23 protein-coding genes are annotated in these 22,351 nt (G+C 64.9%); 11 read left to right on the top strand and 12 right to left on the bottom strand.

The window, feature by feature from the left end; all coding sequences use genetic code 11:
• Positions 1 to 1,365, bottom strand: coding sequence for an NAD(P)-binding domain-containing protein (locus CLM60_RS09585; RefSeq protein ID WP_095588939.1), 1,365 nt, complete (start codon positions 1,363 to 1,365; stop codon positions 1 to 3).
• Positions 1,366 to 1,525: 160 nt separating this feature from the next.
• On the opposite strand from CLM60_RS09585, the gene CLM60_RS09580 reads away from it, so the two are divergent.
• From CLM60_RS09580 to CLM60_RS09570, 3 genes are read left to right on the top strand one after another with little or no spacing between them, the layout of a single operon-like run.
• Complete coding sequence (locus CLM60_RS09580) at positions 1,526 to 2,248, top strand: type 1 glutamine amidotransferase (RefSeq protein ID WP_095588938.1); 723 nt, start codon at positions 1,526 to 1,528, stop codon at positions 2,246 to 2,248.
• Positions 2,245 to 3,264, top strand: a complete 1,020-nt coding sequence (locus CLM60_RS09575; protein WP_095588937.1) for an alpha/beta fold hydrolase — start codon at positions 2,245 to 2,247, stop codon at positions 3,262 to 3,264. The genes CLM60_RS09580 and CLM60_RS09575 overlap by 4 nt, the downstream gene beginning before the upstream one ends.
• On the top strand, positions 3,261 to 4,805 hold the full coding sequence (locus tag CLM60_RS09570) for a GMC family oxidoreductase (protein WP_095588936.1): 1,545 nt from the start codon (positions 3,261 to 3,263) through the stop codon (positions 4,803 to 4,805). Before CLM60_RS09575 ends, CLM60_RS09570 begins: the two co-directional genes overlap by 4 nt.
• Positions 4,806 to 4,863: 58 nt before the next feature.
• On the opposite strand, the gene CLM60_RS09565 is transcribed toward CLM60_RS09570, so the two are convergent.
• Complete coding sequence (locus CLM60_RS09565; RefSeq protein WP_095588935.1) at positions 4,864 to 6,066, bottom strand: cytochrome P450; 1,203 nt, start codon at positions 6,064 to 6,066, stop codon at positions 4,864 to 4,866.
• Positions 6,063 to 7,532: a glutamine synthetase family protein gene (locus tag CLM60_RS09560; RefSeq protein WP_095588934.1), complete on the bottom strand. Its 1,470-nt coding sequence runs from the start codon at positions 7,530 to 7,532 to the stop codon at positions 6,063 to 6,065. Before CLM60_RS09560 ends, CLM60_RS09565 begins: the two co-directional genes overlap by 4 nt.
• 311 nt (positions 7,533 to 7,843) lie before the next feature.
• Here CLM60_RS09560 and CLM60_RS09555 point away from each other — a divergent pair, with 311 nt between their 5' ends.
• Both CLM60_RS09555 and CLM60_RS20900 read left to right on the top strand, forming a co-directional pair.
• A complete protein-coding gene (locus CLM60_RS09555) occupies positions 7,844 to 9,193 on the top strand; it encodes an ammonium transporter (protein WP_095588933.1) in 1,350 nt (449 codons plus the stop codon).
• Positions 9,194 to 9,210: 17 nt separating this feature from the next.
• On the top strand, positions 9,211 to 9,375 hold the full coding sequence (locus CLM60_RS20900) for a hypothetical protein (RefSeq protein ID WP_176473842.1): 165 nt from the start codon (positions 9,211 to 9,213) through the stop codon (positions 9,373 to 9,375).
• Positions 9,376 to 9,452: 77 nt separating this feature from the next.
• Here CLM60_RS20900 and glnT read toward each other — a convergent pair whose 3' ends face one another.
• Both glnT and CLM60_RS09545 read right to left on the bottom strand, forming a co-directional pair.
• Positions 9,453 to 10,796, bottom strand: coding sequence for a type III glutamate--ammonia ligase (glnT, locus tag CLM60_RS09550; RefSeq protein ID WP_217983282.1), 1,344 nt, complete (start codon positions 10,794 to 10,796; stop codon positions 9,453 to 9,455).
• A gap of 211 nt (positions 10,797 to 11,007) precedes the next feature.
• The gene (locus tag CLM60_RS09545; RefSeq protein ID WP_095588931.1) at positions 11,008 to 11,205 is read right to left on the bottom strand and encodes a CsbD family protein; all 198 of its coding nucleotides are present in this window, start codon (positions 11,203 to 11,205) and stop codon (positions 11,008 to 11,010) included.
• 139 nt (positions 11,206 to 11,344) lie between these two features.
• Here CLM60_RS09545 and CLM60_RS09540 point away from each other — a divergent pair, with 139 nt between their 5' ends.
• Positions 11,345 to 12,409, top strand: a complete 1,065-nt coding sequence (locus tag CLM60_RS09540) for an AI-2E family transporter (RefSeq protein ID WP_176473841.1) — start codon at positions 11,345 to 11,347, stop codon at positions 12,407 to 12,409.
• A gap of 6 nt (positions 12,410 to 12,415) precedes the next feature.
• Here the strand turns inward: CLM60_RS09540 and CLM60_RS09535 are convergent, their stop codons facing one another.
• From CLM60_RS09535 to CLM60_RS09525, 3 genes are read right to left on the bottom strand one after another with little or no spacing between them, the layout of a single operon-like run.
• Positions 12,416 to 14,158: a sensor histidine kinase gene (locus CLM60_RS09535; RefSeq protein ID WP_095588929.1), complete on the bottom strand. Its 1,743-nt coding sequence runs from the start codon at positions 14,156 to 14,158 to the stop codon at positions 12,416 to 12,418.
• Positions 14,155 to 14,727, bottom strand: a complete 573-nt coding sequence (locus CLM60_RS09530; RefSeq protein ID WP_095588928.1) for an RNA polymerase sigma factor — start codon at positions 14,725 to 14,727, stop codon at positions 14,155 to 14,157. The genes CLM60_RS09535 and CLM60_RS09530 overlap by 4 nt, the downstream gene beginning before the upstream one ends.
• Positions 14,724 to 14,894: a NepR family anti-sigma factor gene (locus CLM60_RS09525; RefSeq protein WP_095589319.1), complete on the bottom strand. Its 171-nt coding sequence runs from the start codon at positions 14,892 to 14,894 to the stop codon at positions 14,724 to 14,726. Before CLM60_RS09525 ends, CLM60_RS09530 begins: the two co-directional genes overlap by 4 nt.
• A gap of 104 nt (positions 14,895 to 14,998) precedes the next feature.
• On the opposite strand from CLM60_RS09525, the gene CLM60_RS09520 reads away from it, so the two are divergent.
• Entirely contained in the window at positions 14,999 to 15,808 is an 810-nt protein-coding gene (locus CLM60_RS09520) for a response regulator (protein WP_095588927.1), read from the top strand.
• 134 nt (positions 15,809 to 15,942) lie between these two features.
• Positions 15,943 to 16,440: a hypothetical protein gene (locus tag CLM60_RS09515; protein WP_095588926.1), complete on the top strand. Its 498-nt coding sequence runs from the start codon at positions 15,943 to 15,945 to the stop codon at positions 16,438 to 16,440.
• Between the two features lie 195 nt (positions 16,441 to 16,635).
• Here the strand turns inward: CLM60_RS09515 and CLM60_RS09510 are convergent, their stop codons facing one another.
• Together CLM60_RS09510 and CLM60_RS09505 are read right to left on the bottom strand one after the other, a co-directional pair.
• Positions 16,636 to 17,130: a Dps family protein gene (locus tag CLM60_RS09510; protein WP_095588925.1), complete on the bottom strand. Its 495-nt coding sequence runs from the start codon at positions 17,128 to 17,130 to the stop codon at positions 16,636 to 16,638.
• Positions 17,131 to 17,212: 82 nt separating this feature from the next.
• Positions 17,213 to 17,578 carry a hypothetical protein gene (locus CLM60_RS09505; protein WP_095588924.1) on the bottom strand — a complete coding sequence of 122 codons (366 nt, stop codon included), beginning with the start codon at positions 17,576 to 17,578 and terminating at the stop codon, positions 17,213 to 17,215.
• 99 nt (positions 17,579 to 17,677) lie between these two features.
• On the opposite strand from CLM60_RS09505, the gene CLM60_RS09500 reads away from it, so the two are divergent.
• On the top strand, positions 17,678 to 18,409 hold the full coding sequence (locus CLM60_RS09500) for a Crp/Fnr family transcriptional regulator (RefSeq protein ID WP_095588923.1): 732 nt from the start codon (positions 17,678 to 17,680) through the stop codon (positions 18,407 to 18,409).
• A 136-nt stretch (positions 18,410 to 18,545) separates the two neighbouring features.
• Here the strand turns inward: CLM60_RS09500 and CLM60_RS09495 are convergent, their stop codons facing one another.
• Both CLM60_RS09495 and CLM60_RS09490 read right to left on the bottom strand, forming a co-directional pair.
• Complete coding sequence (locus CLM60_RS09495) at positions 18,546 to 19,373, bottom strand: metallophosphoesterase family protein (RefSeq protein WP_095588922.1); 828 nt, start codon at positions 19,371 to 19,373, stop codon at positions 18,546 to 18,548.
• On the bottom strand, positions 19,370 to 20,434 hold the full coding sequence (locus CLM60_RS09490; RefSeq protein WP_095588921.1) for a diacylglycerol/lipid kinase family protein: 1,065 nt from the start codon (positions 20,432 to 20,434) through the stop codon (positions 19,370 to 19,372). Before CLM60_RS09490 ends, CLM60_RS09495 begins: the two co-directional genes overlap by 4 nt.
• Positions 20,435 to 20,461: 27 nt before the next feature.
• On the opposite strand from CLM60_RS09490, the gene CLM60_RS09485 reads away from it, so the two are divergent.
• Together CLM60_RS09485 and CLM60_RS09480 are read left to right on the top strand one after the other, a co-directional pair.
• Positions 20,462 to 20,644 (top strand): DUF3008 family protein, encoded by a 183-nt coding sequence (locus CLM60_RS09485; RefSeq protein WP_095588920.1) that lies wholly within the window; start codon positions 20,462 to 20,464, stop codon positions 20,642 to 20,644.
• Positions 20,645 to 20,753: 109 nt separating this feature from the next.
• Positions 20,754 to 22,322 carry a sensor histidine kinase gene (locus tag CLM60_RS09480; protein ID WP_095588919.1) on the top strand — a complete coding sequence of 523 codons (1,569 nt, stop codon included), beginning with the start codon at positions 20,754 to 20,756 and terminating at the stop codon, positions 22,320 to 22,322.
• Positions 22,323 to 22,351: the final 29 nt, after the last annotated feature.

Genomic DNA, 22,351 nt, shown 5'->3' with positions numbered 1-22,351 from the left:
TCAGCCGCCCGCCGCGCGCGCCGGCGCGTCTTCGATCGCCAGATAGGATTCCAGGCTGTCGTCCAGCGCATCCTTCCACCGGGTGTGGTGCGGCGGGGCCATGGTGCCGGTCATCGGCGACACGTAGCCATGATCGCGGAAGGACATGATCCCCTTCTTCTTGTGCTTCTTCCATTGAAAGAACGCCTCGTTCGCGGCGGCCACGTCAAAGCTGGGATAGTCGGTCTCGTCGATCAGCTCCTGCACGTAATCGCCCTGATAGACGATGGCGCCGTAATCGTCGGGTACCGCGTCCTCGTCCGCCTGGCGCTGCTGCCAGTCGGCATCCATCGCCGCGCGGTCAGGCAGCGCGATCTTGCCCATAATGGCATCACGCACCCACCAAGCCTGGGCGTCGAACATGTTGAAGGTGAACCACTGGTCCTGCATCCCCAGATAGAACAGCTTGGGGTTCTTGACCCAGACCACGCCCTTGTAAAGGTCACTCGCCGCCAGCCGGTTGGCGGTCTTCAGCCGCAGATCGTCAGGCAGGAACGGGAAATGGTGCTTGTAGCCGGTGCACAGGATGATCGCATCGACGGTTTTCGACGTGCCGTCCTTGAAATACGCCGTCTTCCCCTCGACCCGTTCCAGCGCCGGAACCTCGGACCAGTTCTCCGGCCAGTCATAGCCCATGGGCGCGGTGCGGTGCGACACGGTGATCGACTTGCAGCCGTATTTCCAGCATTGCGAGCCTATATCCTCGGCCGAATAGGACGTGCCCAGGATCAGGATATCCTTGTCCTCGAACTCGCGCGCGTCGCGGAAATCATGGGCGTGCAGGATGCGGCCATTGAAGCTTTCGAAACCCGGATAATGCGGCACGCTGGGAAACGAGAAATGGCCCGAGGCGACGATGACATGATCGAACGCCTCGACCGTTTCGCTGTCGGTCTGGCAGTTCCGCGCGGTCACGGTGAACATGCCTGTCGCATCGTCGAAACGCACATCGCGCACCACGGTCGAAAACTGGATCCAGTCGCGCACGCCCGCCTTTTTCACCCGGCCTTCGATATAGTCGAACAGCACGGCCCGCGGCGGATAGCTGGCGATGGGCTTGCCGAAATGCTCGTCAAAGCTGTAATCGGCAAATTCCAGCCCCTCTTTCGGGCCGTTCGACCACAGATAGCGGTACATCGACCCGTGACAGGGGTTGCCGTATTCATCCAGCCCCGTGCGCCAGTCATAGCGCCACAGCCCGCCCCAATCGGCCTGTTTCTCGTAACAGACGATTTCGGGAATCTCGGCCCCGGCTTGTTTGGCCGACTGAAAGGCGCGCAACTGCGCCAGCCCCGATGGCCCGGCCCCGATGATGCAAATCCGCATGGTGATAAACTCCCGTGTGCTCAAGTTTTCCTCATGGTTACATTTTTTTACTGTAGCGCAACATTTTTTCTTGCCGCCGAGGGGCTCAGGTGTGAATTTCGGGGGGACAGGCGCCGCTTTGCCCAAGGATCGGGCAATCCAACAAACCGGGGAATCAGATATGCATTTTCTTGTCCTGCAACACGAGCGGATCGAACACCCCGCCGCGTTCCGCCCGATGATCACGCAGGCCGGGCATCACTGGACGCCCGTGCACCTGAACGAGGGTGAAAGCCTGCCCAGCCTGGATGGCGTCGATGCGCTGTGGGTGATGGGTGGGCCGATGGATGTCTGGCAGGAAGATCAGCATCCCTGGCTGCGCGACGAAAAGGCGTTCATCCGGCAGGCGGTGGTCGACCGCGCCCTGCCCTTCTTCGGTCTGTGCCTGGGTCATCAGCTGCTGGCCGAAGCCTTGGGCGGCAGCTGCGGCAAGGGCACGGCCGAGGTCGGCGTGATGGAGGTGACGCAAACCGCGCCCTCGCCCTTTACCGATGGGGTGCCCGACCCGCTGCCGGTGCTGCAATGGCACGGGGCCGAGGTCACGACGCCCCCCGAAGGCGCGCAGGTTCTGGCATCCTCGCCCGCCTGTGCGGTGCAGGCGATGAGCTGGGGCGACAAGGCGTTTTCGACCCAGTTCCATCTGGAGGTCGAACCGGAAACCGTGGCCCTGTGGGCCGCCATCCCCGAATATGCCGACGCGCTGGAGGCCACGCTGGGCACCGGCGCCGTCGCCCGGCTGGAGGCCGAGGCAAATGCCCACATGGCCGCCTTCACCGCCGCCGCGCGCACCGTCTTCGACAACTGGTGCCGCGTCACCGGCATTCCGGCGGGGGTGGCGGCATGAGCGCGGATCCCGGACAGTACCAGGTTTTCGATGCGGGGCCCGTCCACCTGCAATGCGGCATCACCCTGACCGATGCGAAGCTGGCCTATGTCACCCATGGCACGCTGAACGCGGCCAAGGACAACGTCATCGTCTATCCCACGCGCTATGGCGGCAACCACGCCGACAACGCCTATCTGATCGGCGCGGACATGGCGCTGGACCCGGACAAGTATTTCATCGTCGTGCCCAACATGATGGGCAACGGCCTGTCCTCGTCCCCATCAAACACGCCCATCCCGCTGGGCGGGCCGGATTTCCCCGCGATCACCCAATATGACAACGTGATGTTGCAGGAACGACTGCTGCGCGAGGTGTTCGGGATCGAACAGATCAAGCTGGCCTGCGGCTGGTCGATGGCGGGCCAACAGGCGTTTCAATGGGCCTCGGCCTTTCCCGACCGGGTGGAAAACATGGCCTGTTTCTGCGGCCAGTCCACGACCGCGCATCACACCTATGTCTTTCTCGAGGGGATCCGCCACGCGCTGACCACCGATCAGGCCTGGCAACAGGGGCGCTATGCCGAACAGCCCTGGCGCGGGATGACGGCCAAGGGCCGCGTCTGGGCCGGATGGGTCCTGAGCCAGGATTGGTACCGGCAGGAGCTGTGGCGCGACATGGGCTTCGTCACGGTCGAGGATTACCTGAAAAACGTCTGGGATGCGATGTATTACGGGCTGGATGCCAATGACATGCTGTCGATGATCCGCACATGGCAGCTGTGCGACCTGGGCAACAACCCGATCTATCAGGGCGACCGGGCGGCGGCGCTGGGGGCGATCAAAGCGCGGTCCATCGTCATGCCCTGCCGCACCGATTTCTATTTCCCCCCCGCCGACAACGCGGCCGAGGTCGCACAGATGCCCAATGCCGAGCTGCGCGTGATCGACAGCGTCTGGGGCCATTACGCCGCCGGGGGGCGCAACGATCCCGATACGGCCTTTATCGACGCCGCGCTGCGCGAGCTGCTGGCATGAGCCACGACATCATCGTGGTGGGCGCCGGCAGCGCCGGTTGCGCGCTGGCCGAACGGCTGTCGCGCGATCCCGCCTGCACCGTTTTGCTGATCGAGGCCGGGCCGCAGGGCCGCCATCCCTTCGTCCAGATGCCCGCAGGCGTCGCCAAGGCAATCGCCGCGCCGCAATTCAACTGGCATTTCGAAACCGTGCCACAGGCGCATATGGACGGGCGCAAGCTTTATGTGCCGCGCGGGCGGGTCATGGGCGGCTCGTCGGGGATCAACGCCATGGTCTGGGTCACGGGCCATGCCAGCGACTATGACCACTGGGCCGCCAATGGTTGCCCGGGCTGGGGCTGGGCCGATGTGGCCCCGGTGCTGGCGGATGTCGAACAGGCGATGGACCCGCAGATGCCGGGATCGGGCAACGCGGCCTTTGCCGCCTTTGTCGCGGCGGGCGGACAGATGGGGCACCCCACCGCGCCGTTTGTCGACGGACAGGCCCCGGGCTTCGGCATGTACCGGCTGAACATCCGCGACGGGCGGCGGCGCAGCGCGGCGGCGGCGTACCTGAGCCTTGCGCGCGGGCGGGCCAACCTGACCATCCGCAGCGGGGTTCAGGTGCTGGGCCTGTCGGGCGATGGCGCGCGGATCGACGGTGTGCGCATCGCCGCCGGGGGCGGCACCGAAACCCTGACCGCAGGGCATGTGGTGCTGTGCGCGGGCGCCATCGGCACGCCGCATCTGCTGTTGCTGTCGGGGATCGGCCCGGCGGCGGACCTGCGCGCGCTTGGCATTCCCCTCCGCGCCGATCTGGCCGGTGTGGGTGCGAACCTGCACGACCATCTGGAGGTCAAGGTCAAGCACCGCATGACCAAGCCCCTGTCGCTGTGGGATCACGCGAAGTTTCCCAACAACCTGGCCGTCGGCGCGCAATGGCTGCTGAGCAAGACCGGCATCGGCACCCAGCAGGGGCTGGAGGCCGGGGCGTTCCTGCGCCTGGGCGCCGGTGACGGGCCGCCCGACACGCAGCTGCATTACATCAACGCGCTGGCCTTCGACGGGGCCACCGCCGACGATCGCGGCCATGGCTTTGCCATCGACGTGACCCAGTTGCAGCCCGAAAGCCGGGGCCGCCTGAAGCTCGCCTCGGCCGATCCGACGCAGAAACCCCGGATCGACCCGAACTATCTGGCGGTCGAGGGCGACCGCATCGCCCTGCGCGAGGGGCTGAAGATGCTGCGCGACCTGTGCCGCCAGCATGCGATGACCGATTTCACGGGGGCCGAGCTGCGCCCCGGCCCCGATGTCACCAGCGATGCCGATCTGGATGCGGTGGTGCGCGCCACGGCGGATTCGATCTATCACCCCGTGGGCACGGCCAAGATGGGCACCGACCCCATGGCGGTGGTCGACCCCGCGACAATGGGCGTGCACGGGATACAGGGCCTGTCGGTGGCCGATGCATCGGTCATGCCGCGCATCACCAGCGGCAACACCAATGCGCCCAGCATCGTGATCGGCGCGCTTGGCGCGGCAAAGATCGCCGCCGCGCTGTGACCCGCAACGCAAAAGGCCCGCGCAGACGGCGGGCCCTTGGCACGGATCGGCAGCCCGATCAGACCGGATCGAACGCAATCGGCAGGCTGATCGGCCCGGTATTGCCGCTGTCGGCCAGCCAGGTCGGATCGCCCGCCAGCCGGGGCACGCCCATCCGAGCCGACAACACGCGATAGGCCACAGCCATGTCGTTGCGCGCCACCAGATTGCCCAGGCAATGGTGGATGCCGCCGCCGAAACCGTAATTGCGGGCGCGCTTGGCGGTGATGTCGAAGGGCGCGTCGCCCATCGCATCGGGGTCGGTGCCCGCGCTTTCGGAATACAGATGCAGCACCGTGCCCCTGGGGATGGTGATGCCGCCATATTCGAAATCCTCGACCGCCTCGCGCGAGACCCAGGTGATCGTGGGGCGCATGCGCATGACCTCGGTCGCGGCGGCCATGTCCAGCGACGGATCGGCGGCCAGCGCGGCCCATTGATCGGGATGGTCGATGAACATCGACAGGCCCAGCCCCAGCTGGTTGCGCGTGGTGTCGACCCCGGCAAAGGCCAGCATCAGCGCCAGGTTGCGCAGCTCGTCCGTGCTCAGCCGGTCGCCATCCGCGGTCGCCTGAACCATGATCGACAGGATATCGTCGCCGGGGTTTTTCTGACGCTCGGCCAGCACATCGTCGACATAGGCGTAAAGCTCTTTCGTCGCGGCCTCGATATTGTCGGCCTCGGCCTTGAAATTCACGCCCAGCGCCAACCCCATCGTGGCCGAGGTGCGCAGGATGAACGGCGCCTCGGATTCGGGCAGGCCCAACAACAGGCACAGCACCCGCGCGGCATAGGGGTCGGCGAAATCCTCCATGAAATCGCAGGTGCCCTTGGCGATGAACCCGTCGGCCAGGTCGTTGGCGATGCGTTCGAATTCCGGCATCAGCGTCTTGACGACCTTGGGCGAAAACGCGGGGTTCACCAGCCGCCGCAGCCGCCAGTGATCCTCGCCCTCGGTCACCAGGATCGAGGCATTCCACCATTCCGCAAAGACGCCGGTGGTGATGCCGTTCAGGGCGGGCCAGGCATGGCTGCCCTGGATCAGGCTTTTGTGGGTCAGCAGGTCGCCCATTTCCTTGTGCCGCAACACCGCCAGCCCATAGGGCGTGCGCGCATACCAGCTTTCGGCGCGGGCGGCCCGCACCGGGGCCGAGCGCAGGGAAAAGGCCGGGTCGGCCACGTCCAGATAGGGCGCGTCGGCAAAGGCGGTTTCCGCGTTCATGGCAAACACTCCATATAGGTATCCTTGTCCCAATCGGTGACGGTGGACATGAACCGCGCCCATTCGTCGGTCTTGTATTCATGATACAGCCGGAACATCTCGCCCGGCAAACCGCGCTTGACCACTTCGTCGTTTTCCAGATGCAGCAGCGCCTCGCCCAGCGACATCGGCAGCTTCTTGACCTTCTTGCCCTGCGCCATGGCGTCATAGATGTTGCGCTCTTCCGGCTCGCCCGGGTCCAGGCTGTTGTCCAGCCCGTCATCCATCGCCGCCAACAGGGTCGAGCCCATCAGATACGGGTTCACCATGGAATCGACCGAGCGGTATTCGAACCGTCCCGGCGCCGACACCCGCAGCCCCGTGGTGCGGTTCTGGAACCCCCAGTCGGAAAAGACCGGCGCCCAGAAGCCGGTGTCCCAGAGCCGGCGATAGGAATTGACGGTCGACGCCCCGATCGCGGTCAGCGCCTGCAGGTGATGCACCACCCCGCCGATCGCCTTCAGCCCCGTGGCGCCCGGCATCTGCGGATCGTCGGTGTCGGGCATGAAGGTGTTATCGCCGCCCTGCACATACATATAGTTGTTTTCCATCCCCGGCAGGTTGTCGGGATCGTTGCCGGTGCGCTTGAACACGTCTTCGCCTTCGGTCCAAAGCGACATGTTGTGGTGGCACCCGCTGGCCGAAACGCCCATGAACGGCTTGGTCATGAAACAGGCGAAGATGTTGTTTTCCCGCGCCACCTGCGCGCAAAGCTGGCGATAGGTCGTCAGCCGGTCAGCATTGCGCAGCACATCGTCAAAGGTCCAGTTCAGCTCCAGCTGGCCCGGCGCGTCCTCGTGGTCGCCCTGGATCATGTCCAGCCCCATCTTGCGGGCATAGCGGATGACCTGCATCGACACCGGGCGCAGGCTTTCGAACTGGTCGATGTGATAGCAATAGGGCTTGGAATAGCCGTCGCGCGGCTTGCCGTCCTCGTCGTATTTCAACCACATCATCTCGGGCTCGGTCCCGATCCGCAGCTGCAGCCCGTGTTTCTTTTTGAACTGCTCGTGCATGCGGCGCAGGTTGCCGCGGCAGTCGGCGGTCAGATAGGCGCCGGGGTCGACCTTTTCCTCGCGGTTGCGGAACAGCGTACAGAACAGGCGGCCGATCTCGGGCGCCCAGGGCAGCTGCATGAAGGTCTCGGGCTCGGGGATGCCCACCAGCTCGGCCGCCTCGGGGCCATAGCCCATGTAGTCGCCGGCGCGGTTGGTGAACAGGTTCATCGTCGCGCCATAGACCAGCTGGAACCCCTTCTTGGCGACGCTTTCCCAATGGTCGGCCGGAATGCCCTTGCCCATCACCTTGCCCGTGACCGACACGAATTGAAGGTAAAGATATTCGATCCCCAATTCGTCGATCTTGGCCCGTACCTGCTTGACCAGTTCGTCCCGGCCATCCTGTTCGACGAAGCTTTCAATATCCATCTGACGATTTCCCTGCATCTGTTATTTCCCCGTAAATCAGCCCGATTGAGTCGGTCCCTGTCCAGTCAGAAATATTATTCAGGGGAAAATATTATTCCCTTGGGTAGAATCGCCCGCCGCTTTCGCGGGGTTTGTTTGCAAGTTGCACAATCTGGCAGCAGTTACGATCTTTCAGCGCCCAACAGACAACTTTCCACCCCGGCGGGGGGCAAACCCGGCACTCCGCATTTTGCTGTCAGGAAAATTTGTTCACTCATAATACAAGGGACACGAGTCCCTCGCTCAAGAAACCGAAGTGGGGAGTTGGACAGATGGAACAGGAAATTGCGGCGCTGACGGAACGGCTGGCCGCGCTGGAAGGCGGGGTCGCGATGTCGGGCACCGTCAATATGGAAATCTTCTATTGGTGGTGTACCGCGTTGATGATTGCCATTCACGCGGGCTTTCTGGCCTATGAAATGGGCGCCAGCCGCGTGAAGAACGTGTTGGCCTCGGGGATCAAGAACATCCTGGCCTTCGCGTTCATGGTGCCGACCTTTTACTTCTTCGGCTGGTATATCTATTTGGCCTTCTACAATGGCTTCATCCCGGCCGAGGATGGCGCCGCGGGCCTGCCATGGGCCGAATCCATGGGTCCGAACCTGGCCGACAACGCCACCGGCGTGTTCTGGGCGGCGTTCACCCTGTTTGCCGCGACCACCGCTTCGATCTTCTCGGGCGCGGTGATCGAACGCATCCAGCAGGCGGCGTTCATCATCCTGGCGGTGCTGCTGGGCTCGGTGGTGTGGATTCTGGGCGGCGCCTGGGGCTGGCACCCGACCGGCTGGCTGACGGTCAAGTTCGGCTATCACGATGTGGGCGCCGCGGGCGTCGTGCACATGGTGGCGGGCTTCTTCGCGCTGGGGGTTCTGATCAACCTTGGCCCGCGCGTAGGCAAGTTCAACGCCGATGGCAGCGCCAATGTGATCATGGCGCATAACGTGCCCTTCACCATTACCGGCCTGATGCTGATCATCGTGGGCTTCTTCGGCTTCCTGGGCGGCTGCATCATCTATATGCCCGGCGAGCAGTGGATCAACATCTATGGCCAGCCCGCGACCTTGTCGGCCTTTGCGTTCAACACGCTGATGGGCTTTGCCGGTGGCATCATCGGGGCCTGGGTGAAAACCCGCGACCCGTTCTGGATGATGTCGGGCGCGCTGATCGGCATCTTTGCCGCGGCATCGGGTCTGGATGTGTATTATCCGCCGCTGGCCTTCCTGCTGGGCTGCTTCGGGGGCTTTGTCGTCCCGATGGTTGCCGTGTGGCTGGAAAAGCGCGGCATCGACGACGCCGTGGGCGCGTTTCCGGTGCATGGCATCGGTGGCCTGATCGGTGTTGTGGCCTGCGGTATCTTTGCGTCGGGCTATCCCAATGTCGAAGGCTACCCGCCCGTCAGCCTGACCGGCCAGCTGGTCGGCGCGCTGACCATGGCGCTGCTGGGCTTCATCCCGGGCTATGTCGCGTCGCTGATCCTGAAGATGATGGGTCTGCTGCGGGTGCCCGATCACATTCAGGAAAAAGGCCTGGATGTCGTCAAGGTCCCGGTCAAGGCCTATCCCGAAAACTATATCCCCGGACCCGTCGGCACATCCGAGCCCACGGCCACCCCGGCTGAGTAACCGAAAGGAACGATCCGATGAACACTGCACCGATCGACACATGGGAAGGGGCCGAGGCGTATTTCACCTTCGCCCACAGCCCCGGAATGATCAGCCTGATCCTGATTGCGTCCGTCGTCGTGACCTTTGGCGCGATCGTGTTGGCGGCCGTGCATGAAAAGCACGCCTACAACAATCACTGAACACAGTTTCACGTCCCTGAGAACGAAAGGGGCGGCCCCATGGCCGCCCCTTTCACTTTGTGCCGGATACGGCAGGTTCAGAAGAATTTCAGATAACGCTGCACTTCCCAGTCGGACACGTGGTTCAGATAGGACAGCCATTCCTGCCGCTTGAACCCCAGCCAGCTTTCGAACATCGCATCCCCGAACACCCGCCGCGATAGCGGATCGGCGGCGAAGGCGTCCAGCGCCTCGTCCAATGTGCGCGGCAGGGTCCTGATCCCGCGCGCGTCCAGCTCGGCCTGGTCCAGCAGGTACATGTTGTCCGTGTTCGGATCGCCGGGGTCCAGCCCCTCGGCAATCCCCTCCAGCCCCGCGGCCAGCACCATTGCCGCGCCCAGATAGGGGTTGGTGGCGCTGTCGGCGGCCCGTAGCTCGACCCGGCCACCGGCCAGCGGCACCCGCAGCGCATTGGTGCGGTTGTTGTTGCCATAGCAGGCATAGATCGGCGCCCAGGTGAACCCCGACATCGAGCCCTGTTTGACCAGCCGCTTATAGCTGTTCACCGTCGGCGCCACGGTCGCCATGATCGCTGGCAGGTGCCGCAGCACCCCGGCGGTGAACTGATAGCCCAGCGTCGACAGCTTGCAGCCGCGCGGATCGTCGGGGTCCTTGAACAGGTTCGTGCCATCCGGCCCGGCCAGCGACATGTTGAAATGCGCGCCCGATCCGGTGCGGTCCCCCATCGGTTTCGGCATGAAGGACGCGAATGCGCCGTGCTTGCGCGCAATCGTGTTGGCCATGAACCGCAAAAAGGTGAAGCGGTCGGCCATGGTCAGCGCATCGGCATAGGTAAAGTCGATCTCGAACTGGCCGATCCCGTCTTCGTGGTCGAAGGAATAGACATCCCAGCCCAGCGCGTTCATCGCATCCACCAGCTCGGTCAGCCAGGGCAGGTTGTCCATCAGCCGCGTGGTGTCATAGGCGGGCTTTTCCAGATGCGGCAGGTCCGACAGCGGCGCGAAGCCGCCCGCCTGGGTGTCGGACAGGACGAAGAATTCGGCCTCGATCCCCAGGTTCATGGTGAAACCGGCTTCGGCCGCGGCGGCGACCTGGCGCTTCAGGATATTGCGGCTGCAAGCGTCGAAGGGCGCGCCGCCGCACCACAGGTCGCTGGCAAACCACGCGACATCCGTCTGCCAGGGCAGAACGATGCAGGACGCGGCGTCGGGATGGGCCGCGACCTCTTCATCGTTGACCTCTTGCGGGACGCCGTCCAGGGCGGCGCCGGTGAACATCTCGGACCCGGTCATCATGTCGCTTGCATGGGCGATCGGCACCATCTTGGATTTCGAAACGCCATGCATGTCGACATAGCTGGCCAGGCAATACCGCACCCCTTTGTCGCTGAGCTCTGTGATCATCTGTTCGGATTTCGCCATGCGCATCCCCCCTTAATTCAGTTTGAATTCAAGAAGATGCTAGCCGAAGCGCAGATGGCGCGCTAACGCCCCGCGCGCGCCAAAGGCCCGCCCGCGCGGGACGGCTGCCGCCTGCCTGCGCGATGGGCGGCATGGTCATTCGAAAGGCCATAAAAGAACCCCCGCCGCGCGGTTGGCGCGGCGGGGGTCGGTATCGCAAGACGGGCGCGGTTTACACCTGCTCGAGCCACTCGTCGACTTCGCGCTCTGCGTCTTCCTTGGCCTTGCCGTATTTCTCCTGGACAAGGCCCACCAGACGTTCGCGACGGCCATCGACCTGGTCGACCTCGTCATCGGTCAGGTCGCCCCACTTGGCCTTGACGGCGCCGGTCATCTGTTTCCATTTGCCTTCGATTTGGTCCCAATTCATCGCGATCTCCTTTCGTTTGGCTTTGTGCGTTTCGTGACCTCAACGCCCCGCGCCAGCGATCCGTTCCGAAAATATATCGCCCATTGGGCAGGGAACCGCCGCCCCCGCCCGCGCGTTGATCCGGGTACAGGAGGCCCCATTGCAGCACATACCAACCTTGTCGCGGATTTCCCTGATCCTGCTGGCCGTGATCGCGGTTCTAACCGCGCTGGACGCGGTCGAAAACATCGCCGCCCCCGCCGCCCTGGCCCTTGTCGTGGGCTTCGTCCTGTCCCCCCTTTCCGATTTCTGGGAGCGCCGGAACTTCCCCCCGGTGATCGGCGCGCTTCTGGGTCTGGCACTGGCGCTGGCGCTGCTGGCGATGCTGGTCCTGGTCATGCAGCCCTTCGTGCTGGAACTGGTCGATCAGGCCCCCCGGATCATGTCAGACATGAAGGACACCGTCGACACCGTGCGCGGGCTGGTGCAGGGGATCGAGGACGTGACCAAGGATGTCGAACAGGCCGTCACCCCCCCGGCCGAGGCTGTCCCCGGCGCGCCCCCGCCCGCCGATCCCGTCGACCTGCCCAGCGTCACCGATGCCATCGTCGCCGCCCCGGCGGTGCTGTCGCAGATCCTGATTTTCGGCGGGGTGCTGTTCTTTTTCCTGCTGACCCGGCGCGAGATCTATGACTGGGTCGCCCGCTGTTTCCAGGCGGTCGAACGGCGCGAGGGCACGGTCGCCTGCCTGCGGCGGGCCGAACGGCTGGTGTCGCGGTATTTCGTCACGATCACCATTATCAACGCCTGTCTGGGGCTGGCCACCGCGATCTATCTTCAGGCGCTTGGCCTGCCCGGTGCGGTGCTATGGGGGCTGGTGGCGTTCTTGATCAACTTCGTGCTCTATCTGGGGCCGGCGGTCTTTGCGGTCGCCCTGCTGGTGGCGGGGCTGGTGCAGTTCGACAATGGCTATGCCCTGCTGCCCGCGCTGGGATTCATCGCCATGAACGGGCTCGAGGGGCAGTTCATCACCCCCGCGCTGGTCGGGCGCAACATGCAGCTGAACCCGCTGCTGGTGTTCCTGTCGCTGGTGTTCGGGATCTGGCTGTGGGGGGCGATCGGCGGGATCGTTGCGATCCCGCTGCTGATCTGGATGCTGGTGCTGACCGATGGGCTGCTGGGGATCCCCGTGACCGAACCGATCAAGCGCGACACCGCTGCCTGAGGCGGGTCACGCCGTCGGCGCGCGCTCTTCGCCCTCGGCCAGCGCCTTGACTTCGAACGACACGCTCAACCGATAGGTGCCCGCGGCCCCGTCCCGGCTGACCTTGCCCTGCAACTGGCTGGCAAAGCCACGGATCAGCTGCGCGCTCAACCCCTCGGCGGGCGGTTCCTCGTGGTGTTCATCGGGGTCAAAGGCGTTCTCGACGCTCAGGACCGCGTGATTGTCCGCCGCGCGCCGCAATTCCAGCACGACCCGGCGGGTGCCATCGGCCGACAGGCTGGTATGGCGCATCGCCTTGTTCAGCGCCTCGGTCGCCAGCAATGCCAGCGGCACCGCCTGATCCGGCGTCATCCGGATCGGCGCCAGCTCATGCGCGATCACATAGGGCCGCCCGTCCTCGTCGCTCAGCCGCTCCATATGCGCGGTGATGCTGGACAAAAGCTCGTCCATGCGCACATCCGCCAGGCCCGAGGTCTGGAACAATTCCTTGTGCACACTGGCCAGGCTCAGCACCCGGTCCTGCAACCCTTTCAGCATCTGCCGCTCGGCCGAGGTCCCGACCCGCCGCATCTGCATATTCATAATGGATGCAATAAGTTGCAGGTTGTTCTTCACGCGATGGTGCACCTCGCGCAACAGCACCTCGCGCTGATGAATCGTGTCTTCCAGTTCTGCCTCGTCGCGGGTGATGCTTTCGGCCATGCTGGTGAAGGACGCCGCGATATCCTGCATCTCGGCCGGGGCCTTGGTCATGTCGATCTCGCGGATTTCCCGCGACCCGCCGGCAAAGGCCGCAAACGCCCCCGAAAGCTTGTTGATATTGCGAATGACCAGCCGGTCGGCGGCCAGAAACGCCACGATCAGGCTGACCAGCCACATCGCCGCCGGCAACAGCGCGGGTAGCGTGGCGCGCCAGCTGTCCAGCCAATGGGTGTCATCGGCCAGAAGCCGCGCCCCCAACGCATAGATCTCGTCGGGAATGATCGGGATGACCGAATAGACGCGCTGGCGCCCATCGGCATCGCGGGCACTGAACGCCACCGGCTCGCCCCCCGCCAGAGCGCCCAGCGCGCGGTTTTCGGGCAACAGCCCCTCGGCCGTCTGTTCCGGCGCCGTGGCGGCATAAAGGATCTCGCCATCGGCGGTAAAGGTCACCAGATCCAGCGGCCGCGCGTCACCCTGCGCGGGCTCCAAAGCGCTGCGCGGCACCGACACCAGAACATAGCCCAGAACGGCGCCCGCGCTGTCGATCACCGGCTCGGTCATCGCCAGGATCGGTTCGTCGGCCAGCCGGGCATTGCGGTTGATTGCCACCTGCGGCTGAAGCGCATCTACATTCTGCTGAAAGAACGGGTCCTGCGACACGTCGATCGGCCCCTCGGTCGATCCGCAGCGGATCACCCCGTCGGGCGGCACGAACCCCGCAAAGACATAGCGCGTGTCGGTCCGCACCAGCGACCGCATGATGCTGCGGCACGCGTTCAGGTCGGTCGGATCGCGCCGCACCGCCGCCGCCAGCGCAAAGGCCGCGCCCGAGCTTTCGCGGATGATCCGCAGCTCCTTGGACACGGCGCGCATGGTGTCACCCAAAAGCGCGGCCTCGGACCGCGCTCTGGATTCCTGCACCAGAAGTGTCATCTGAAGGATCGAGATCATGGCGAAGGGGGCCAGAACCAGCGCCAGCAAGAACGCCATCTGAAGCCCCAGCCGTCGTGACAATCGCCGCCGACCCTCCGGCGTCTGGGTCATGCCGCCTCCACGCCCGAACTTCCCATCACGGCCTTGGTCAGGTCGCCGCTGCTGCCCACCGGGTCCTCGCCCTGCGCCAGCTCCAGCATCTCGCACAGACGCTGGCGGGCGCGGTTGGCCCGGCTTTTGACCGTACCTGTTGCAACACCGATCATCTCGGCGGCCTCGTCATAGGAAAAGCCCGACGCCCCCACCAGGATCAGCACCTCGCGGTGTTCCGGCGACAGGCGGTCGAACGCGACCGAAAAGTCGTTGAAGGCCAGCTTGCCGTCATGCGCCGGTGCCTCGGCCAGCCGCCCGGCGTGAATGCCATCGGGATCGGCGACCTCGCGCTTGCGCTTGCGGCGGTCGGAAAAGAAGGTGTTGCGCAGGATCGTAAACAGCCACGCCCGCAGGTTGGTGCCGACCTGAAACTTGTCGATATTCGTCCAGGCCTTGACGATGGTGTCCTGCACCAGATCATCGGCCGCCGCCGTGTTGCGGGTCAGGGTGATGGCAAAGGCACGCAGGGCGGGCAGATGCTCGACCAGTTCCTCACGCGGGTCCATCGCGGAGATCTCGGCGCTCATTGATTGCCAGCCTTGCCGCGCAGCTGCGCCAGCAGGTCTTTGAACCGGTCGGGAACCTCCTCCTCCAGCGCCTGCTCATAGACGCGACGAAGGTTCTGGTCGATCTGCGCCTTCAGCTCCCGCGTCTTCTCGTCAGGGGGCGGCGCGCCTTCATCTTTCTTTTTCATCTCTTGCCGCATCGAGTTTCCATCTATTTTGTTATGCTACACGGGAACCAAACGCATTCACAGGCGTTGGGTTCCCGAAAAATGCGACTAGGGAGCTAAAAAATATGACATCCAACGATGCAGCGGCCCGTGCCGAAGATATCGCACAGGCAGTGCCGTTCCTCAGAAGATATGCCCGCGCCCTGACCGGCAGTCAGGAAACCGGCGATACCTTTGCCGCCGCCACGCTCGAGGCGATCCTGGCCGCCGACCCGGCCGAGGCCCCCACCGAAAGCCCCCGCGTGACGCTGTTCCGCACCTTTCACGCCGTCTGGTCCACCGCCGGCGCCCCCGTGGGCGAGGCCGACGGCACCCTGTCGGCGCGCGCACAGGACCATATGGCCAAGCTGACCCCGAACTCGCGCGAGGCCCTTCTGCTGCACGCGATCGAGGCGTTTTCCTTCGCCGAGGTCGGCCAGATCCTGTCGACATCCGAGGCCGAGGCCGCCGAATATGTCGATATCGCCCGGCGCGAGATGGAACAGGCGATCCGCGGCAAGGTCATGATCATCGAGGACGAGGCGATCATCGCCATGGACATTGCCGCGATTGTCGAGGGCACCGGCCACGCCGTCACCGGCATCGCCCGCACCCGGACCGAAGCCGTCGAACTGGCCGCCCGCGAACGCCCCGACCTGATCCTGGCCGATATCCAGCTGGCCGACAATTCCTCGGGCATCGACGCGGTGAACGACATCCTGGCCCAGTTCGAAAACCTGCCGGTCATCTTCATCACCGCCTTCCCCGAACGCTTCCTGACCGGCAACCGGCCGGAACCGGCTTTCCTGATCACCAAACCCTTTACCGAGGATCAGGTCCGCTCAGCCGTGAGCCAGGCGATGTTCTTCTCGTCCACCGATACGCTGGCCGCCTGAAACACGAAAAAATCGCCATGAAAACATGCCCCGGGCCGCGTCCCGGGGTATTTTTTTGGAACGAACCGGTCGCCGGGACGTTGTCTCCTCAAGCAGCCGACGCGCTGCATCTCAGACTGAAAGGAGACCTCAAGATGGTCCGCAAACGTATGACAACCGCCCTGATGGCCGCCGTAGCAATCAACATGGCCGCCCCCACCTTCGCCAACACGATGGTGCGCGACGTCCAGGTCGAAATCGACATGGAGGCCATCTCGAACTTCCGCGGCGCGGAATACTGGAACAATGTCAGCGAAGACCTGTCCGACGAGATCATGAAGCGGATCAGCACCCAGCTGACCGACGATTCCGATGGCGCCAAGATCACCGTCGACATCGACGAACTGTCGCTGGCCACCACGCTCGAGGAAGCCGCCCGCACCGAAGACAGCCGCCTGTCGGGCGCCGTCAGCGTGACCAACCCGGCCAACAACACCGATTTCGACCACTATGACCTGACGGTGACCTTTGCCGAGATCGGTCCCTTCTTCCCCGAAGGCACCGACCTGACGCAGATCACCACCGACAGCGAAGAATATTACAACACGATGGTCGATGTCTTCGCCGAACGCGTGGCTGAAAAGCTGAAATAACACGCACGCCACGACGACCTGCCTGATCGGCCCGGGATGTTCACGCATCCCGGGCCTTTTTCATGTGCGCCCCTTCATCTTGGCCGAAATACCTCGGGGTCCGGGGCAGCGCCCCGGCCCGGCATCGGCCCAAAAGAAACGCCGGCGGCCCTTTCGGACCGCCGGCGCCAGGCTGCGCGGGGCAAAAAGCCGCGGTTACTTCGCGGTCGCACGCAGCATCCAGGCCGCACTTTCATGAAACGCCGACCGGGCGGTCAGCAGATCGGCGGTGACGGGGTCGCTTTCGTCCTCGGCCAGCTCGATGGCCTTGTGCATGCGCTTGGCGACGGTTTCGTGGTCACTGGCCAGACCCTCGACCATCTCTTGCGCCGATGCGGGCGATTTCTGGTCCTTGACGACCGAATGTTCGATGATCTCGTCCAGCGCGCTGGGGGCCAGCTTGCCCAGGGCGCGCACCCGCTCGGCGATCTCGTCGGCGGCGGTGAACATGTCGGTATATTGTGCCTCGGTCAGGTTGTGGATCGAATAGAACAGCGGCCCTTCGACATTCCAGTGGCAGGCATGGGTCTTGAACACCAACCGATAGGTATCGGCCAGCGATTTTGCCAGCGCCTCGGCCACGGCCGAAGCATCCCCCACCCCGGTTTCCACATCCGATGTCTGCGGCACGATCTTCATTGCATCTGTCATGGTTCATCCTTTCCTCTCCGCGCAGGGAATGGCGCGGCTGATTTGCGATTGGATCCCTGCGGACACAACGCTTGGAATGGTTCTAAGTTCCGCCCTTTTCCGCCTCTTTCTGCAGGTATCGGCGTATGTCGCCCGCCCCGAACGGCGTCAGCAGGATATCGACGTCCTGCGACGCCCCGCCCCCATCGGCAAAGTCGCACAGCAGTACCACATGCCCGCCCCGCCGGGCGATGTCATGGGCCAGCGGGCTGCCCGCGAACCCCACCGGGTCGGCCTCGACAAACGCGCGCGAGATGTCCCGGTGCGGACCCATGATGCGCAACGCCTCGACCGCGTCGCGGCAGCGCAGCACCTCGGCCTCGGGCAGGACGGATGCGATCGCGTCGGCGATGTCCATGCCGACGATCACGTCCTCGACAACGACAAGATAAGGGGCAGGCAGGCTCACATGCGGTCCGATCTTGGCTGGGAATTCGCCGCAGGATGGAACGAAACGCCGGCTTGCGCATTAAACTGTGACATAGCCAACGCACAGGACGTCCACGCCATGCATAAAACCGCCTGCACAGACTGCCCGCTTCGTGACTGTTCGCTGTTCGATCGCCTGACCCAGAGCGAGCTTGAGTTCATGCTGTCCTTCAAATCGGGCGAGATGCAGGCCCAGCCGGGCACCACGATCCTGCTCGAAGGGTCCAGCAGCCCGCAGCTTTACACCGTCCTTCAGGGCATGGGCACGCGCTATGTCACGCTGGAAGACGGCCAGCGCCAGGTGATCAACTTCGCCTTTCCCGGCGACTTCATCGGGTTGCAGGCCAGCCTGATGGGCGAGATGAAACATTCGGTCGAAGCGACGACCGACATGGTGCTGTGCATCTTCCGGCGCGAGGATCTGTGGTCGCTCTTTCGCGCCCATCCCGACCGGGCCTATGACCTGACATGGATTGCCGCCGCAGAGGAGCATTTCCTGGGCGAAACCATCGCAACGCTGGGCCGCCGCGACGCGATCCAGCGCATCGCCTGGGCGCTGTTGCGGATGTATCAGCGCCTGCGCGCGCTGGGTCTGGCCCGGGGCGGCAGCGTCCCCCTGCCCTTTCGCCAACAGGATCTGGCCGACGCGCTGGGTCTGTCGCTGGTCCACACAAACAAGACCCTGTCGAAGCTGCGCGAGCGCGAGCTGGTCCGCTGGACCGACGGGATGCTGACGCTGTTCGACAAATCCGCGCTGGCCCAGATCGCGATGACCGAACTGGAACCGGCCGTCACCCGGCCGCTGATCTGACACCGCAGAAACGGCAACCGCCGGACGCAACGGCGGTGCGGTCCGGCGGCACGGGCGCCCTTACAGGTACAGGAACGCCCAGACGAAAACGCGGTGCTCGGGGATGAGGTGACCGCGCCTTCGAAAGGTCAACGTCTCAGGACATATCCGGTTCCCCCGCAGACGGTCCAAGGCCCAGCCACTCCGCCCCGTCACTGCGATAGCGTTTGTGCAGGATCGGGGTGAAACCGCCCGCCGCATCGTCATAGGCCCAGCGTTCCAGGCACATATCGTCACCAGAGATGTCGATCCGGGCGAAATCGTTCGGCTCGGCCCTGAGGCGGCTGGACAGGCCGGTGCCAGCATGGATCTGCAACATCCGCCGTCCACCATGGGATTCGATGAAATGACCCGCGCGCCAGCTGTGCAGATGCCCCGACAGCACCAGCCCCACACCGCTGGCCGCCATCCGGTCGACCGCCCGCTGTGCCCCGCGCATCAGGCGCTTGCCGCTATCCGGCACATCCTCGAACGGGTGATGCGCAACGACCACCACGGTTTCGGCAGGGTCGGCCGCCGCCAGCGCGCAAACACGGTCCAAAGTGGCGCGTCGAATGCGCCCCCGCTGCCAGCGATACGGATCGACGGTATTGATCCCGATCACCAGCACCCCCGGCAGGCGCCGCACCGGGAACAGATCGTGCGAGATCGCCCGGCGATAGCGCCGGAACGGCGTCAACAGCCGCAGCGCCAGATTGTAAAGCGGCACGTCATGGTTGCCCGGCACCACCAGGCTGGGCGCGTTCAGCGCCGCCAGGAACCCCTGGGCCGCGCGAAACTGCGCCGGACGCGCGCGCTGTGTCAGATCGCCCGACAACACCACCAGATCGGCGCCCGCGCCATTCACCGCCTGCAACAGCGGCTGGTAAAGCTCGGGCCGGTCGCGGCCGAAATGCAGATCGGACAGGTGGACGATGCGGGTCATGCCGCCCCTCGGGCCGGGACAAAGACCCGCAGCGCGTCGGGGCGCACGCGCAGGTGAAACGGGCCGGTCATGCGGGTCTTTTCGCCATCGAACGCCACCAGCCGCGCCCGTGGCCCGGTGTCGATGGTCAGTGCATCGGCACAAAGCAGGTCGAAATCGCGCCCGCGCTCGGCGGTTTGGCGGGCCAGCCGCAGCGCCGCGGCCACCATGTCCGCCGCGCCGTCGGCACGCGACACGAACAGCGCCAGCCGGTCATCGGCGGCAGCCTGTGCCCCCTCGAGCGCGAAGCTGCGCAGCTGATAGGCATTCAGGCCCACAAAGGCCAGCGGCGCGCGAAACTCGCGGCGCACCCCGTCGGCGCTGACCTGCATGTCGAACGGCCTGCGCCGCCCCGCCAGCACCCGCAGCACCGACCAATAGGCCGCGATCCGGCTGCGGCCCCAGCGTTTATAGATCGCCTCGCGCTCCTGCAAAATCTGCGGATAGGTGCCAAGGCTGACATTGTTTAGGAAGGTGCGCCCGTTCAGATCGCCCACCGCCACGGCGCGGCTGTGGCCCGCGCGGATCGTCGCGATGGCGCGGTCGATATCGCAGCCCACGCCGATACTGCGCGCGAAATAATTGAAGGTTCCCGTCGGGACCACGCCCATCACCGCGTCGCTGCCCGCCACGGCCTGGGCCACCGCCGATTGGGTGCCGTCGCCGCCCACGGCAATGATGGTGCCGAACCCCTCGCGCACGGCCTGGGTCGCGGTGTTCAGGATATCGCGCCCGCGCCGGGGGCTGCGCAGCGCCACATCGGCGCCCTGCCCGGCCAGCGCATCGCGCAAGGCGCGGGTGGTCTCTCCGGCCCGGCCGCGACCGGATTTCCGGTTCTGGATGATACAGATATCGCGCCGGAGGCCCGGCGGCTCGATCGCGCCCATCAGCACATGCACCCCGCTTTCCGCCCGCGTCAGGGGCGCCCTTGTCGGGGTCAGAACGCATATCCCCCGCCCCCGGTTCCCGATTTCGCCCACCCGCTCTGGGAACCCGCGCCCGCGCGCGGGCGTTCGGCCCATGACACACCCCGACGAAAGGACATTGCCATGAAAGCCCAATCCAAGGCCCAGCAACGCGCCGCCGGTGCCGCCCTGTCGGCCAAACGCGGCGAGACCGCCAAAAGCGACCTGCAAGGCGCCTCGCGCGAGATGTATGACACCATGACCGAGGCCGAGCTGGAAGAGATGGCCGCCACCGATCACGACGACCTGCCCGAACGGTCCGATTGAACCGCGCGCGCAGGTTTCCCGGTAAAGTTCCGCTTCCCTAAACACGCGGTTGCCGCTAAGCCATTCGGCGCGACCCGACATGTGGCGCCTTTGACAGGAACCGGCCGACTTGCCCCAGGACCGACAAGCCAGCGCCGCCGCTTCAGGCCTGCGCCGCACCCATCTGCTGACCCGCATAGCGATTGCCGCGCTGGCCCTGGCGGTACTGATCATGGCCGCCGCGATCACGCGCCAGCAATACAGCGCCACCCGCGAACAGGCCGAGATGCGCGCCCAGCAGACGGCGCATATCCTGGCCACGCAATATTCCTGGGTGCTGCATGCCGCGTCCCAGGCCCTGCGCCGGATCGAGGCCGCCGCAACCAGCGTCGACGCCACCCGCCCCGAGCCGCAGGACATCGCCGAAGCGGTGGGCGATCTGCCCGCCGAGCTGCAATATTCGCTGTATGACGCGGCGGGGGAACTGATCCTGACCAGCGTGCCCGATCCCACCCGGATCCAGGTGCCGGACCGCGCCTATTTCGCAGCGCTGAGTTCCGGGCAGGAAACCGTGATCTCGCAGATCGTGACCGAACGGCTGACCGGCGAACAGGTGTTCATCCTGGCCCGCCGCATCGACGTGGACGGGCAATTCGCGGGCGCGGGCACCATCGCCATTCCGGTCCGCCAGATGGAGGTTTTCGCCGAGACGCTGAGCGTTGGCGATGGCGCGATCCTGACCCTGCTGCACGAAAACGGCGCGCTGCTGTCGCGCAGCCCACCGGCCCCGGCGATGGATGTCTCAAGCTCGAAAGTGTTCGACCGGCTGGCCGACGCGCCCAGCGGGACCTATGCGGGGGTGTCGCCCATCGACGGGGTGGAACGGATCGTCGGCTATTACAAGCTGAACGAATTCCCGGTCGTGGCCATCGCCGGGCTCAGCCGGAACACGCTGTTTGCGCCGCTGCACCAGCAACTCCGCCGGATGCTGGTGCTGCTGGTGCCGCTGCTGGTGGGGCTTGGGCTGTTGCTGGTGCGGCTGTGGCGCCTGCAGGACCGCGACGAGCGGCGCGAACTGGCCCTGATCGAGGCGCAGGAGCACAGCGATTACCTGATGAAGGAAATCCATCACAGGGTGAAGAACAACCTTCAGACCGTGATTTCGCTGGTGCGCCTGAGCAAGACGCCCGACGACGTGAAGACCGCGCTGCTTGGCCGGGTGTCGGCCATGGTCGCGGTCCATCAAGAGATCTATTCGTCCGACATGCGCGAACGGGTGGCGATGCGCCCCTATCTGGGCGGGCTGGCACAGAACGTATCGGCGGCCTATGGCGATCATATCACGCTGGCGCTGGATATCGCGCCGGTCGATCTGTCGGCGGATCGCGCGTTGCAGGTGGGGTTGCTGGTGAACGAATTGCTGTCGAACGCCTATAAGCACGCCTTCGCGGATCGGGACAGCGGGCGGCTGGAGCTGACGCTGGCCGATGATGGCGCGGGGCAGCTGCGGCTGATCGTGCAGGATGACGGTCCGGGCCTGCCGTCCGAGGGCGCGGCCGAAAACATGGGCAGCCGGCTGATCGCGGCCTTCACCAGCCAGATCGACGGCCAGACCACCACCCGCAACCAACCGGGCCTGCGGGTCGAGATCGTCTTTCCGCAAGAGGCCACGACCGTCGCCGACAGCGTCGATTACTGACCCACGAAAAAGGGCCCGCCGGAATGGCG

Origin of the sequence: Actibacterium ureilyticum (assembly GCF_002285435.1) — a bacterium.
GTDB lineage: Bacteria > Pseudomonadota > Alphaproteobacteria > Rhodobacterales > Rhodobacteraceae > Actibacterium_C > Actibacterium_C ureilyticum.
This window is presented reverse-complemented; position numbering and strand designations above follow the sequence as displayed.